The 13,423-nt window shown below is 59.2% G+C and carries 13 protein-coding genes; 7 read left to right on the forward strand and 6 right to left on the reverse strand.

Annotated features, from left to right (window positions below):
* Nucleotides 1–73: 73 nt before the first annotated feature.
* Together AC5FXY_RS00835 and AC5FXY_RS00840 are read right to left on the reverse strand one after the other, a co-directional pair.
* Nucleotides 74–406 carry a hypothetical protein gene (locus tag AC5FXY_RS00835; RefSeq protein WP_493554731.1) on the reverse strand — a complete coding sequence of 111 codons (333 nt, stop codon included), beginning with the start codon at nucleotides 404–406 and terminating at the stop codon, nucleotides 74–76.
* A 10-nt stretch (nucleotides 407–416) separates the two neighbouring features.
* Nucleotides 417–701 carry a hypothetical protein gene (locus AC5FXY_RS00840; RefSeq protein WP_493554732.1) on the reverse strand — a complete coding sequence of 95 codons (285 nt, stop codon included), beginning with the start codon at nucleotides 699–701 and terminating at the stop codon, nucleotides 417–419.
* 139 nt (nucleotides 702–840) lie between these two features.
* Between AC5FXY_RS00840 and AC5FXY_RS00845 the strand changes: the two genes are divergently transcribed.
* From AC5FXY_RS00845 to AC5FXY_RS00865, 5 genes are all read left to right on the forward strand, one after another.
* Nucleotides 841–1,494 carry a LutC/YkgG family protein gene (locus AC5FXY_RS00845; protein WP_493554733.1) on the forward strand — a complete coding sequence of 218 codons (654 nt, stop codon included), beginning with the start codon at nucleotides 841–843 and terminating at the stop codon, nucleotides 1,492–1,494.
* The gene (locus tag AC5FXY_RS00850) at nucleotides 1,475–2,260 is read left to right on the forward strand and encodes a UDP-2,3-diacylglucosamine diphosphatase (protein WP_493554734.1); all 786 of its coding nucleotides are present in this window, start codon (nucleotides 1,475–1,477) and stop codon (nucleotides 2,258–2,260) included. Before AC5FXY_RS00845 ends, AC5FXY_RS00850 begins: the two co-directional genes overlap by 20 nt.
* 34 nt (nucleotides 2,261–2,294) lie before the next feature.
* Nucleotides 2,295–3,152 carry a hypothetical protein gene (locus AC5FXY_RS00855; protein ID WP_493554735.1) on the forward strand — a complete coding sequence of 286 codons (858 nt, stop codon included), beginning with the start codon at nucleotides 2,295–2,297 and terminating at the stop codon, nucleotides 3,150–3,152.
* 183 nt (nucleotides 3,153–3,335) lie between these two features.
* Nucleotides 3,336–4,784: an amidohydrolase gene (locus AC5FXY_RS00860; RefSeq protein WP_493554736.1), complete on the forward strand. Its 1,449-nt coding sequence runs from the start codon at nucleotides 3,336–3,338 to the stop codon at nucleotides 4,782–4,784.
* A gap of 246 nt (nucleotides 4,785–5,030) precedes the next feature.
* Nucleotides 5,031–6,032, forward strand: a complete 1,002-nt coding sequence (locus AC5FXY_RS00865) for a ComEA family DNA-binding protein (RefSeq protein ID WP_493554737.1) — start codon at nucleotides 5,031–5,033, stop codon at nucleotides 6,030–6,032.
* Nucleotides 6,033–6,090: 58 nt separating this feature from the next.
* Here AC5FXY_RS00865 and AC5FXY_RS00870 read toward each other — a convergent pair whose 3' ends face one another.
* On the reverse strand, nucleotides 6,091–6,879 hold the full coding sequence (locus AC5FXY_RS00870) for a phosphatase PAP2 family protein (RefSeq protein ID WP_493554738.1): 789 nt from the start codon (nucleotides 6,877–6,879) through the stop codon (nucleotides 6,091–6,093).
* A gap of 150 nt (nucleotides 6,880–7,029) precedes the next feature.
* On the opposite strand from AC5FXY_RS00870, the gene AC5FXY_RS00875 reads away from it, so the two are divergent.
* Nucleotides 7,030–7,914: a hypothetical protein gene (locus AC5FXY_RS00875; RefSeq protein ID WP_493554739.1), complete on the forward strand. Its 885-nt coding sequence runs from the start codon at nucleotides 7,030–7,032 to the stop codon at nucleotides 7,912–7,914.
* Between the two features lie 80 nt (nucleotides 7,915–7,994).
* Complete coding sequence (locus tag AC5FXY_RS00880) at nucleotides 7,995–8,873, forward strand: SDR family oxidoreductase (protein WP_493554740.1); 879 nt, start codon at nucleotides 7,995–7,997, stop codon at nucleotides 8,871–8,873.
* 162 nt (nucleotides 8,874–9,035) lie between these two features.
* Here the strand turns inward: AC5FXY_RS00880 and AC5FXY_RS00885 are convergent, their stop codons facing one another.
* The 3 genes from AC5FXY_RS00885 to AC5FXY_RS00895 all read right to left on the reverse strand — a co-directional run bounded on the left by AC5FXY_RS00885 (nucleotide 9,036) and on the right by AC5FXY_RS00895 (nucleotide 12,919).
* Nucleotides 9,036–10,754: a hypothetical protein gene (locus AC5FXY_RS00885; protein ID WP_493554741.1), complete on the reverse strand. Its 1,719-nt coding sequence runs from the start codon at nucleotides 10,752–10,754 to the stop codon at nucleotides 9,036–9,038.
* 209 nt (nucleotides 10,755–10,963) lie between these two features.
* Complete coding sequence (locus AC5FXY_RS00890) at nucleotides 10,964–11,458, reverse strand: gliding motility lipoprotein GldH (protein WP_493554742.1); 495 nt, start codon at nucleotides 11,456–11,458, stop codon at nucleotides 10,964–10,966.
* Nucleotides 11,459–11,461: 3 nt separating this feature from the next.
* Nucleotides 11,462–12,919 (reverse strand): PSP1 domain-containing protein, encoded by a 1,458-nt coding sequence (locus AC5FXY_RS00895; protein WP_493554743.1) that lies wholly within the window; start codon nucleotides 12,917–12,919, stop codon nucleotides 11,462–11,464.
* Nucleotides 12,920–13,423: the final 504 nt, after the last annotated feature.

A 13,423-nucleotide genomic window follows, 5' to 3' on the forward strand; every position in this document is an offset into this window, starting at 1 on the left:
TGACCTAGGTTAATAGTATCGAACTCGTCGGTCAGCAGTCCATGCCGCACGCCTAGTAGCCGTAGCGCTGAATTTATGTCACACTGGTGACAGGCATCAGCACTTGATCGGCTTCGTACACGGCTGCATACTGCGTACCAGCGGCGCCGAAGTAGTTGGTGCTGATGAGGGCGTAGCGGCAGAGGCCAAGTGCTTGGGCCAAGTAACGCGTGACGTCGTTATTGAAGAGAATGTCAGAGTAGTTACGGTGCGCAATGCCTAGCCTTTCAGCCCAGTAGTCGCGGTGGAGAGCGTGCAGGCCGATGATGGCGAAGCCACTTTCTTCGAAGCACGGCAATTCATAAACTGCGGCTTGCTTTCGGTCGACGAGTTCGGCGGTAATGATGGCGGTGATATGGTGGCTCATGGGCAAACCACTACGTCCATAAGTGCCCCCGCACTTTTACCAAGCGAATCAGCATAGTATTGTCTTCCTCAAACTGACTCGGCGTCCATATCCAATCCACGCCTTCCTGCTGGTCTCTACGGACGCGCGCCTGCCACCAGTGGTACAGAGCCTGCAACTCGGCTTTTACGCCCTGACGATTGTCGGCCTCCCAATCGCAGTGGTTCAATAAATCTTCCTTCTCGATGCAGTCTGTCAGCAACTGAAAGCAGGCGTGCAGCATTACATTGTCTTTATCTGACCACTGGGTACTCAAAGAATGAATGTGAAGCAGATTGGCTGGTTGCATAGTTAATGGTACAATTAAAGCGAATGTAGAATCTACCAGCCGTATGGTAGTCCACGAAATCCGCGTAATCCATCCGATCCGCAAAAATCCCTGATTAGCTTTGCATATGCCCGAATCCTCTCGCGACATCATTCTGCGGCGGGTGCGCGAAGCCTTGCAGCAGCCCAGCCCGCACCAGCCCGCCGTGCCCAACTTCACGGCCCCGCTGTTTTCGGTTCCGCCCGATGACTTGGTGGTGCAGTTCGCCGAGAGCTTCGTGCGGGTGGGCGGCACCTTCTATTACTGCGCCACCGAAGACCACTTCTTCGACCTGCTCTACGCCCATAAGAAGGAGCGCAACATCGAGCACCTGTACGTGTGGGAACCGGAGCTGAAGAAGCTGCTGCACACGGCGGGCATCGTGCACACCGGCGACGAAACCGACTTTATTGCCCACGCCGACGCCGGCCTGACCTCTTGCGACGCACTGGTGGCGCGCACCGGCTCGGTGGTGCTCACGGCCGCCACGGCCAGCGGCCGGCGCCTGAGCATTTACCCCGATCAGCAGTTTGTGTTTGCCCGCGCTTCGCAAGTGGTGGCCGACATCGGCGACGCCCTTCAGCTGCTGCAAAGCAAGTACGGCGCCGACAAGCTGCCTTCCATGATTTCGCTGGCTACGGGCCCCAGCCGCACCGCTGACATCGAGAAGACCTTGGTGCTGGGCGCGCACGGCCCGCGCAGCATCACGTTGTTTTTACTGGATGACCTCTCCGCTGCCTGAATTGCCCGCCGTCCGCCTGGAGCCGGGCCGCCGGGTGTACTTTGCTTCCGACTTTCACCTTGGCGCCCCCGACCTGAACAGCTCCCGCGAGCGGGAGCGGCGCATCGTACGCTGGCTCGACCATGTGGCACAGGATGCCGCCGCCATTTACCTCGTCGGCGACATTTTCGATTTCTGGTTTGAGTACCGCCACGCCATTCCGCGCGGCTTTATCCGGCTGCAGGGTAAGCTCGCGGAGTTGACCGACGCTGGCCTGCCCGTAACCTTCTTCACCGGCAACCACGACATGTGGATGTTTGGCTACTTCACGCAGGAGCTGGGCATTCCGGTGCTGCGCCACCCGGTAAGCTTGAATATTGGTCCGCACCGCTTTCACCTCGCCCACGGCGACGGGCTAGGGCCGAAGGATTACACGTACAAAATGCTGAAGCGGGTGTTTGCTTCGCCGGTAGCTCAGTGGCTGTTTGCACGGATTCACCCGAACGTAGGCATCGGCATTGCCAACGCCTGGAGCCGTCGCTCGCGCATCAGCAACACGGCCAAAGACGAGATTTACCTCGGCGACGAAGAGTGGCTGCTGGTGTACTGCCGCGAACTGGAACAGCGTTTTCACCACGACTATTACGTGTTTGGTCACCGCCACCTGCCGCTCAACGTACCAGTAGGCCAGCACAGCCGCTACGTCAACCTCGGCGAATGGGTCAATTATTGCACGTACGGGGTTTACGATGGCCACAACTTGTCTTTGGAGCACTTTAAGGGCTAACGCCTGCCTAGCAGCTGCCGCGGCAGTTTTGCTGTTGACGCCCAGCGCCGCGGCCCAGACGGCCACCACGCCGCCCTCGGCGCCGGCAGCCGTGCGCCCGGCCGGCCAGCCAACCCCAACTGTGCCCTCCACCGATGCCGCCGGCCTCACGCTGGTGCGCACGCTCACGCTTCCCAAGCCCGGCCCCGCTTCGCTCGACCGCAAAGGCAACCTGTACGTGACCGACGCGCAGAACAATCTCAGGCAATTTGCGCCCGATGGCCAGCCGCTGGCCGTGTACTCGCCGCCGCTGCCGGGCCACACGGCGCAGATAGAAGCCTGGAACACCACCAAGATTCTCATCTTCTACGACGATCGGCAGGAGCTACAGCTACTCGACCGGTTTATGGCGCCCATCGGGGCTACGCGCCTCAATGAGCTGACCAACGACGGCGGCCTGGTTCGCGTGGCCACCCTGGCGCCCGACGAAAATATTTGGCTGCTCAACGAAAGCAACCTCACGCTCAATCAGCTCGGCCGCGGACAGCAGCAGCGCTACGCCGTCAGCACCCCGCTGGACCTGCTACTTGGCCGAACAAAGCCCGATTTTCGGTTTCTGCGCGAGTACCAAAACAATCTTTATCTGGTCGACCGCACATCCGGCGTGTGGGTATTCGATAACCTCGGCAACTACCGGAAAAAGCTGCCCTTCACGGGCCTAAATTGGATCGGCTTTCGCGGCGATGAGTTATACTACGTGAAGGACGGGCAACTGCACTTCTTCCATCTCTACGCGCTGAAAGAGCGAACCATACCGCTCCCCTCTGCCGATGCGACGCAGGTATTAGTGGGCGAGCAGTTTCTGTATAGTCTCACGCCGACTGGCGTAAGTGTCCATCAACTCCCGCGCTAGTCCGTAGCGCGGCAATCCGTTCCGTGCTACCTCCAAAGCGTTCCTGTGGTCGCACCTACGACACTGACTAAACAGGGTCTTTGTTCCGACCTGTCTTAGCACAGGCCCTTAGGGAGTAAGATCATGCCGAGAGTTGCGCCACAACGATTAGCTTAGCCAGCCGCTTTGCTTTACCGTTCTTATATGCGCCACTCTGTTCTCAGTTTACTGCTCTGCGGGTTTTTATTGGGCGCGGCTCCGGCCCCCCATACTACTCCGGCTTCCTCCAATGCGCTAAAAAGCCAGGTCGTCAAAAACCTGGACGCCGCTTACCCCACGATGCGCGACGTTGCGCTGCAAATCTGGAATTTTGCTGAGGTAGGCTACAAGGAAACGCGCAGCTCCGCTTTGCTGCAGCAACAGCTTCGCGACAACGGATTCAGTGTGGAGGCCGGCGTAGCGGGCATGCCCACTGCTTTCGTGGCCACATATGGGAGTGGCGAGCCCGTCATCGGAATCTTGGCCGAGTTTGACGCTTTGCCGGGGCTTTCGCAACAGGCTACACCTACCCGACAACCTGTGGTGGGGCAAGACGCGGGCCACGGCTGTGGGCACCACTTGTTCGGGGCGGCGAGCGTGGCCGCAGGCATCGAGCTGAAAAAACAGCTGGCCGCCGGTAAGCTAAAAGGCACGCTGAAAGTTTACGGTACCCCAGCCGAAGAAGGCGGCAGCGGCAAGGTGTACATGGTGCGGGCTGGGCTGTTTAAAGGCGTAGACGCCGTGATTCACTGGCACCCGGCCAATGAGAACCGCACCATGCTCAATAATTACCTGGCCAATACCTCGGCAAAATTCCGCTTCCGCGGCGTGTCGGCGCACGCAGCCATGGCGCCGGAGCGCGGCCGCAGCGCCCTCGACGGCGTGGAGGCCATGAACACCATGGTGAACATGTTGCGCGAACACGTGCCCCAGGAAACGCGCATTCACTATGTCATTACCGGTGGCGGCAAGGCTCCAAACGTGGTACCGGACTTTGCTGAGGTGTACTACTATGTGCGCCACCCCAAGAAGGACGAAGTCAAAGCCATTTTTGAACGCGTGGTGAAAGCAGCCGAGGGTGCGGCCTTAGGCACAGGCACCACCATGGATTACGAGCTGATCGGGGGCACTCATGACTTGTTGCTCAACCAGACCCTAGCCCGTGCCCTGCAACAGAACCTGGAGCGAGTAGGCGGGGTGCGCTACGCCGAGCCGGAGCTAGCCTTTGGTAAACAAATCCAGGCGTCGCTGGGGTTTGCGGCTCCACCATTGACGGCGGCGGCCCAAATTGGTCCTTACACCATGCACGAGGGCGGCGGCAGCACCGACGTGGGCGACGTAAGCTACGCCGTGCCCACCGTGGGGCTAGAAGCTGCTACCTGGGTGCCAGGCACACCGGCGCACAGCTGGCAGGCGGTAGCCTGCGGCGGTACCGAAATCGGTACCAAAGGCATGCTGGTAGCAGCCAAAACCATGGCGCTGACCGCCGTAGACTTATTCACCACGCCCGCGCTGCGGCGACAGGCTCAGGATGAGTTTCGCCAAGCCGTAGGCACTTACCGTTACCAACCGCTGCTCGGTGACCGAGCGCCGGCCCTCAATTACCGTGACTAAGCGCTAAGGTTCGCTCCTGGTTCACCTGATTGCGGCAGTAAGGTTTTAGAGCATTTACGTGGTCAGCCCTGAAGCTAAGTACTCCGGTAGGTTCAGTCATTGAACAACTTCAGACAATAAAGTCACCTATGCTGGGCCGCGTCGCTACGGTATGCACGTGGCTCCGCTTTTTTACATCAGCGCAGCAAGCCTCTGCGTGAATCGTTGTAGCTTTTGCGCTCAATTTGTGTAGTTAGTTAGGTTACGATGTCCTTTATCAATCCCATACGGCGCTTTATTCGTCGTCACTTTGGCTTTTCGCGGGCCGAAACCAACGGCTTTGCGTTGCTGCTAATACTACTGGTCGCTTTGCTGGCTGCCCCGCAACTCCTGCGTCCGGCGCTTCCCCACTACGACCCGACCACCGACCGTCAGCAACTAGACCAAATAGCGAGCGAACTAGCCGCCGTTCGTCCTACCAGTGCCCCACGACGGTTCACGACCTCGCGCCCGGCCTATGCCCGCGTGGAGCGCATCGCATTGGCACCTTTCGATCCAAATACCGTGGACGAAGCCGGTTGGCAAGCCCGCGGACTGCCGCATTTTCTGGCCAAACGCTTGGTCAAGTACCGCGCGTCCATCGGGGGCTTCCGGGCCAAAGAACAACTGCGCAAAGCTTATGGCTTAGACGACAGCACCTACCAGCGCCTGGCGCCTTATCTCTTGCTACCCGATCAGTTACCGGCACGCGATAAAGCGGCCTACGCTAGCCGCTACCCCGAGCATACCGGTGGTTTCGGCACCGATAAGTCTGGCGTCGGACCTGACCCAGCACCGCGCTACCCGCGCAAGCCGCGCAACCTTCAGCCGTTTGACCTAAATACCGCCGATACCACTCAACTCATGCAGATTCGGGGCGTCGGGCGCAAGCTTTCGGCGCGGGTGGTGGAATACCGCGAGCGGCTGGGCGGCTTCATCCGGCTGGATCAGGTAGCTGAAATCTACAGCCTGCGCGATGCGCCTGACCTAGTGGACAGCCTGCGTAAATACACCTTCGTAACGCCGGCTTACCAACCGACTCCATTAGACCTGAACAACGGCGCGTTCGAGCAAATCAGCCAACACCCTTACATGGGCAAACGCCTAGCGCGCATCGTGGTGGCTTACCGGCAACAGCACGGCCCTTTCCGCCAGCCCACCGACTTGCGACAGATTCGGGTGCTGGACGAGCCCACGTACCAGAAACTATTGCCTTATCTGCGTTTTTAGGACCTGCCAGCGTGTTGTTGCCTTCATAAGCTAAGCCCGAGGTGCCCGGTCCTGCTACCTAATTTTTGCCCAGTCCTGGTCGCAGCGAAACCGACAGGCCTGCTGTGCGCGGCCCTACCAAAGGCATTACCATGATTTTCTTAGCGAAAGGCGCCTTTATGCGCTGTTGGAGCCACGGGTACACCCGCCACGCCACTTCGGCGGAAAAAATACCAATGCCCGCGCCAGCCGCCACATCGGCCAGCCAATGCCGGTCGTTGAGCATGCGCATGGCACCGGTGGCCGTGGCAACGGCATATCCCCCTACACTGATCCACGCGCTCTGGTGGCGGTATTGCTCATGCAGCAAGGTGGCGGTGAAAAAGGCCTGGCTGGTGTGGGCCGAGGGAAACGAGCTGCGGTCGGCGAAGTTATCGGGCCGGCTTACGTTACCGATGCGCTTCAGCTGTCTGGTAAGGGTACTGTTCAGCAGGTGGCCACCTAGGTAAATCAGGCTGAAATCGACGGCTTTGTACTGGCCTTTCACCCCGGTCAGCGGCAGCAAGTAAGCTGCTACCAGTGGAGCGTGCCGCGTGTAGTCATCAATTCGGGTCCGAAACTGCGGAAATTCTTCGCGCAGCTCCTCGCGCATTTCGGCGTTGATGGTGCTCTGATAATTCTGAGTGTTCTTAGTGAGCAACCCGTAGCCGAACAAAGCAGCCGGCACCAGTATGCGTGGCGCCAAACGGGGCCGTGCGGGCGCTATAATGGCCCTCGGCGCCGGGGCAAAAACGGTGGTAGAGTCAGGAACACGAGTCGAGTCGGGCGCTAGGCTGAGTAGCGCAATCGGCAGGGTAAGTAGGCTCACGCAGAAGGGTTTATCCTCCTAATTTACCGTAACCTGGTGAAATACAAACGAATATTATAGACAAATCGACCAAAAAAGCTGCCTTTTCGTAGGTGAGAGACCAAAACGGCACGCCATTTCAAGGGCCTCCTTCGAATCTCACAAATTACTATGTTGTTTATACTACGCGACAAACTGGTCCCGCTAGCGGTTTTTATGTACTCCGTGCTGTGCGGCTGCACCAAGGACGATAACCGGGGCAGCTTTGAACGCGTCAGCAAGGAATACACGGTGCGCACCGTGGGGCGCCTGCACAAAAACGAGGTAGTGGAAAGCTCCGGCCTGGCGGTGGCTTCGCCGGAAGGCGACCTGTGGACGCACGGCGACGGTGGCAACACCACCTGGCTGTACCTCGTCACGCCTCAAGGCGACCTACTGCGCACGCACCCCGTACGCGGGGCCTCCAATGTGGACTGGGAAGACCTGGCGCAGGACCGGCAGCGCGGCCACCTGTACATTGGCGACTTCGGCAACAATGCCAACAAACGCCGCGACCTGCGCATTTATCGCCTTAGCGGTCCGCAGTTCACCCAAGTCGACACCATTCACTTCCGTTACCCCGATCAGCGCGCTTTTCCGCCTAAAAAGCCCATGCGCAATTTCGATTGCGAAGCCTTTTTTTACCGCAACGACAGCTTGTACCTGTTCACCAAAAACCGCGGTAAGGGCAACTGGGTGAAGGAATACCACTTACCCGCCAAACCCGGCGACTACGTAGCCCGCCTGGCCGATAGCATCCGCATCAATACCTGGATTACGGCGGCCGATATGAGCCCCGACGGCCGCACCCTGGCGCTGCTGGGTTACGGCCACGTGTACCTGATCGAGACGAAGCCCGGCGCCAAGCTATTTGACGGCGCCAAAAGCTGCCTGCCGCTGCCTTCCAGCGGCCAGGCCGAAGCGCTGGTATTTCTCAACGACGATGACTTCGTCGTCAGCAACGAGAAGGGCAAGATATACAAGGCCTCGCGCAACGATAAAACCGCCAGCCGCTAGTCGCGCATCCGAACAATGTGTCCGGCAACTTGGTAGTTCACTACTGCCCTTTCTTTTCTATCCCTCTACCCTACACCTTCATGCCCGAAACCATTCTGATAACCGGTGCCACCGGCACCGTTGGCTCCGAGCTGGTGCACGTTCTGCTGAACCGGGCCGTGAACGTACGTGCCGCCGTGCACTCCATCATCAAAGGCGACCGGCTCCGGCAATTCAACCTCGAAGTGCAGCTTGTCGAGATTGACTTCGAGCGGCCCGAAACCCTACCCGTAGCCTTTACCGGCGTCGACCGCGTGTTCCTCATCACGCCGTTTTCTGATGCACAGGTAGCCATGGGCCGGCAACTCATCGATGCGGCCAAAGCTGCCGGCGTCAAGCAAGTGGTTCGGCTCTCGGCCATGGGTGCCGATGCGGAACCGGGCATTCAATTGGGCCGCTGGCACCGCGAGGTGGAGGAATACCTCGCGCAGAGTGGGCTGAGCTACGTCATCCTGCGGCCTAACAGCTTCATGCAGAACTTTCTCAACTACCAAGGCGACTCTATCCGGGAGCAAGGGGCTATTTATATGCCCTTGGGCGAAGGCCAGATCAGCTACATCGACGTCTTCGATATTGCCGAAACCGCCGCCGCTATCCTTACTGCCGACCCGGCCCAGCACCACGGCCAAGCCTACGCCCTTACCGGCCCGCAAGCCATTGGCGTAGCCGAGGTAGCCAGCACCCTCAGCGAAGTGTTGGGCCACCCTGTGCAGTACGTAAATGTGCCTGAGGAGGCAGCCCGCCAAAGCATGCAGGGTGCTCCACAATGGATGGTGGATAGCATGATGGAACTGAACGCCATCGGGCGAGCGGGCTACGCGGCGGAAGTCTCATCCAACGTAAAGCATCTGACAAGCCGCGGGCCGCGCAGTTTCCGCGAATTCGCGGAACAGAACCGCCAACATTTTCTCGCAACCTAGTCATACGGTCCCGCCACCAACACTAGGAAGAGGATTGAGTCAGAAGCCTCTTTGTGTTGCTAAACACTCTTCTTTGCGAGCTTGACTCTACTCACAGATGCCACAAAAAAAGGCCTTCAGCAACTGCCGAAGGCCTTTTTTTGTGGACTAGACTAAGCAGGCTTAGTAGCGGTCATCATCGTCGCGGCCACGGTTGCGGCCGGGCATGGAGCCGTAATCTGAATCGTCATTGTCATGATTGCGGAAGTTGCCGCGGTTCTGCTGGCCGTAGTTCTGGCTCCGGTCTTCGTTGCGCATATCGCCGCGCGATGGGGAACCCATGCGCGAGTTACGGTCCGAAGAATCATACTCGTCGTTGTAGGAGCCACCGCGGGAGCCGAAGCCTTGGTCGCTGTTACCCATATAACCGCCACGGCCTTGGTTGTAGCCGCTGCGCGAGCCGTAGTTTTCCTGCTGCGAGCCGTACGACGAGCCCGAGCGGCCCGAACCGTAACGGTCATCGTTGTAGCCGCCGCCGTAGCCACTACCTATGCTGCCACCGCCCATGTTGCTACGGCCATGGTCGCCCTGGGCACCCCCACGGTAGTTGTCACCGCCGCGGGCCGAGCCCTGGTTATCGTAGCCACCGCGCGAAGATGTACGGTCCTGGTCTTCGCGCTGGTTGCGCCGGCCGTACTGGCCATAGTCGTCCTGGCCTTGGCCGTAACCACCTCGCATGCCGCCACGGCCGCTCATGCCACCGCCTTGCTGGCCGTAGCCGCCGCCCATAGAAGATTGGCCGTAATCCTGGCTGTAGCCCTGGCCGCGGCCATAGGGCGACTGATTATCATTGGGGCTGCGGTAATCGTCGCCCTGGCTGCCGTAACCGCCCTGCATCCCGCTACCGCCGTAGTTGCGGCCACCGTAGTCACCGCCTTGCGAGCCGTACGAGCCCTGCATACCACCGCCGAAGTTACTGCCGCCTTGCTGACCGTACGAGCCGTACGAATCACGCTGGCCGTAGTTGCTATCTATATGCCCTGAGCGCTGCTGGCCGAAGTTGCTGCCGCCCTGGCCGCCGCGGTTGCTCATGCCACCACCTTGCTGGCCATACTGGCCACTATAACCGCCTTGGTTGCCGTAGGCGCCGCTTTGGCCGTAGCCACTGCCGCCGTAGCCGCCACCGCCCTGGAACTCATCGCGGCCGCTGTACTGACCGTAGGAGTTGCCGTAGCGGCCACTGTTGTCATCTTGTCCGTACTCGCCACCGCGCGAACGGGTGTCGAAGTCACGGTTTTGGTTGCCGTAGCCTCCTTGCGTATTACCGTAGCCTTGCGAGCCGTACTCACCGCGGCTGGCACCGCTATACATGTTTTCGTCCCGGTCGCGGTCTTGGTAGCTGCCTTGGGTGCTGTTGCCAAAGTTCCCGCCGTAGCTGTTGCCGCTCATGCCCGAGCTAACCTGCTGGTCGCCGCTCTGGTTTTGGTCCTTGTTTTTGCTGGCCGATGAACCGCTTTTGCTCGACGAGCCAGATGCCTTCGTGCTGCTGCCCGATTTTTTGGCCGTAGCCGACGACGCGCCAGAGCCAGTCGCCGATTTGCTGCCGCCTTTGTTAGCCGGCGAACCGCTGGTTTTGCTACCCGATCCGCTACCAAGGCCACCTTGGCCCGCACTCATTTCCGACGAAGCCAATGACTCGCTGGAAGTAGTCGAGCCCAACGAACGGCCACTGTTGCCGCTGGTCAGGCCCGAAGAGGAAGATTCGGATTGGTTGCCCGTGCTGCCTTGCATACCGCCCGCAGTGGAGCCCATGCCTGTCGCGCCCGAGCCAGAGGTGCTGCCTTGCGAAGAGCCAGTTGTTTGGTTCTTGGCATCGTCCTGGTTTTTCGTGTTGTCCGCCATAGCTGGTGTAATTGGTTGGGTGAGAAGTAGTACGGAAAGTGGTAAGTCTATACGCCACGGCCTAACGCGTAGTTGTGCCGACCTGGTTTTTCAGCCCTTTGCGCAGCCCTATAGCCCAGCGCTACTTTCCTATTCGGCCACAAAAAAGCCACCCCGATAATGAGGTGGCTTTTAAGCGAATAAGCACTACTTGAAGCGAGTGCGGTGGGCTACTTGGCCTCGTCTCTTTCTACCCGCACGCCCACGGCCATGATGCCGGGTAGCACGTCTTGGCGCATGTACTGCTCCAGCACGAGACGGTAAGTGCCAGCCCGCCCAAACTGCTGCTTAGGCAGGGCCAGAAATTGGTGGTCGAAGATGTCGCCGGTACCGTTGCCGCGCGGCTCACCGGTCTTCGGGTCCATCAGAATCATCTGGTGCAGCAGCGGCTTACCTACTAGCCCGGTTGGGCCAGTAAGCGTGTGCTTCACGTACAGGTTGTAGTACCCGTACATAGAGGCGTTGCGCACGTTGAGGTACACGTTGTAACGCTGGGTTGTGTCTTCGATCTGGAACTCAAATGCAGGCTTGTTCTGCACCGACCACGCGTAGTCTGGCAGATCCACATTGGTTTCGTACACGCGGTTGGCGTCGCAGGCCGTCAAAGCTGGCACTAGCAGCACCAGCGCTACGCGTAGAAAACGGTGAAGAAAGGAAAGCAGCATAAATCAGGAAACAGGTGATGAATTAGGCGTGGATTTAGCGCTGCCTTCATCTCCCCCACCCGACCGCCGGCCCCCGCGCCGCGAACGGCCGTTGCGCCCCGATCGGCCTTCTCCATCTGCGTCAGCACCATTGGCTGCATTGCCACCACCAGTCGGCGCACTGCCTTCGTTGGGAGCCGTGTTTTTGAAGCGCGGATCAAAACGCGGTGCCGGCCGTTCGGCCCGGGGTGCATCGGTGGTCATGTTCCGCCCACGCCGCCCCGAACGCGACGACTTGCCCGAACGGTTTTCTCCATCCACCGGCGTCACTCCACCCGATGCGTTCAGCGGACCAGGCTTGGGCTCGGTACGCGGCCGCGGCGCATCCCGTGGCACCGCCACGGTGGGTTTGGGCTGCACAATGGAAGCAGGTGCAACCGACGACTTTTCCTTCTCTTTTTTCTTTTTACGCTTGTTGCGCTTTCCGGCTTTGATCTTGTCGTCGAGGCGGTCGAGGGAGCCTTCCACGTGGTCCTGCACGCTGGGTGCGGGCTCCGGTTCTACTATCGGCGCCAGCAGGGTATCGGGCTTTTCGCCGGCCTTGTTCAGGGCTTGTATTTCCTTTACGCGGTCGGTGCTGAGCAGCACCCAGTTGTTGTCGCCGCGGAGGGCAAACCACATGCGCTTCTTGAAGATGTCGGTCTTCTGCAGAAACGCCTCGCCCTGCTGCGTCTGAAGCGGCCGCGAAACCTGTGGAATGTCGCGCAGCGCGTCGAGATAGGTATCTAGCTCGTAGTTCAGGCAGCACTTCAGTCGGCCGCATTGCCCCGACAGCTTGGCGGGGTTCAGGCTTAGGTTTTGGTAGCGCGCAGCAGTGGTGCTCACGCTCTTAAACTCCGTCAGCCAGGTGGAGCAGCACAGTTCGCGCCCGCACGACCCGATGCCGCCCAAGCGGCCCGCTTCGTGGCGCAGCGAAATCTGGCGCATCTCCACGCGCACCCGAAACTCCTCGGCTAAGCGCTTGATCAGGTCACGAAAGTCTACGCGGTCTTCTGCCGAGTAGAAGAACGTGGCGCGGGTACGGTCGGCCTGGTACTCGACGTCGGAGAGCTTCATTTTGAGTTGCAGCTCTTCGACCACTGAGCGGGCCTTAAACATGGTACCTAGTTCCAGATTGCAGGCCGCTTCGTAGCGCTCTACGTCCTGTTCAGTAGCCACGCGCAGAATGTTGCGAATGTCCTTGCCTTCTGGCTCTGCTTTCTTCTTGCGCATCTGCAAGCGCACCAGCTCACCCTTGAGCGAGACGTAGCCCAAGTGCCAGCCGTTGCCGCTGGCTTCTACTACCACGGCGTCGCCCGTCACGAGCGGCAGCCTATTTACGTTGCGAAAAAACTCTTTACGTCCGCCCTTAAAGCGGATTTCGACGATGTCGAATTCTTTAAAATCGACGGGCAGGTCTAGGTCCTGCAGCCAGTCGAACACGTTGAGGCGCGTGCATCCGCCGGATTTGCAGCCCCCTTTGGAGCCACAACCAGTGGTGGAGCATCCGCCTCCGCTGGAACATGAAGTGCAAGCCACGGAACGAATCTATTATCAAGCAGGCGCCATACGACGCCCGCGAACATGAGGGGGTTTCAAACAAAGATAAGGATTTCAGGGGGTGGCCCTGAGTGCAGCTGTAACGGCTAGAGCGGGTCGCTCGTTCCGCCGTTTGTCCAAGCAGGCCCAATGCCGTGCTGCCGCGTCCGGCCGGTCAATCTACGACTGGCAGTAGAGTTTGTAGCACATTCCAGATGATTGTAGCAATTGCCAGAGCAAACGCACTAGTCCAAACACCCAAACACAACAAAATCGACATCCATATTTTACTAAACCAAACGTTTGTTTGAGATAGACCCTAATCTGACAATAATCCATGTAACTACCGGATTTACAAATATCCTTTTAGTTGCATATCAAGGAACGTGTGCGCGTATGCACACGTGT

This window comes from Hymenobacter sp. FMD4 (genome assembly GCF_058932745.1).

What these genes read in the sequence shown, in the direction of transcription:
- AC5FXY_RS00860 (WP_493554736.1), top strand. Translation starts at nt 3,336, where the DNA reads ATGCGCCACTCTGTTCTCAGTTTACTGCTCTGCGGGTTTTTATTGGGC.
- AC5FXY_RS00880 (WP_493554740.1), top strand. Translation starts at nt 7,995, where the DNA reads ATGCCCGAAACCATTCTGATAACCGGTGCCACCGGCACCGTTGGCTCC.
- AC5FXY_RS00845 (WP_493554733.1), top strand. Translation starts at nt 841, where the DNA reads ATGCCCGAATCCTCTCGCGACATCATTCTGCGGCGGGTGCGCGAAGCC.
- AC5FXY_RS00865 (WP_493554737.1), top strand. Translation starts at nt 5,031, where the DNA reads ATGTCCTTTATCAATCCCATACGGCGCTTTATTCGTCGTCACTTTGGC.
- AC5FXY_RS00885 (WP_493554741.1), bottom strand. Translation starts at nt 10,754, where the DNA reads ATGGCGGACAACACGAAAAACCAGGACGATGCCAAGAACCAAACAACT.
- AC5FXY_RS00835 (WP_493554731.1), bottom strand. Translation starts at nt 406, where the DNA reads ATGAGCCACCATATCACCGCCATCATTACCGCCGAACTCGTCGACCGA.
- AC5FXY_RS00890 (WP_493554742.1), bottom strand. Translation starts at nt 11,458, where the DNA reads ATGCTGCTTTCCTTTCTTCACCGTTTTCTACGCGTAGCGCTGGTGCTG.
- AC5FXY_RS00875 (WP_493554739.1), top strand. Translation starts at nt 7,030, where the DNA reads ATGTTGTTTATACTACGCGACAAACTGGTCCCGCTAGCGGTTTTTATG.
- AC5FXY_RS00850 (WP_493554734.1), top strand. Translation starts at nt 1,475, where the DNA reads ATGACCTCTCCGCTGCCTGAATTGCCCGCCGTCCGCCTGGAGCCGGGC.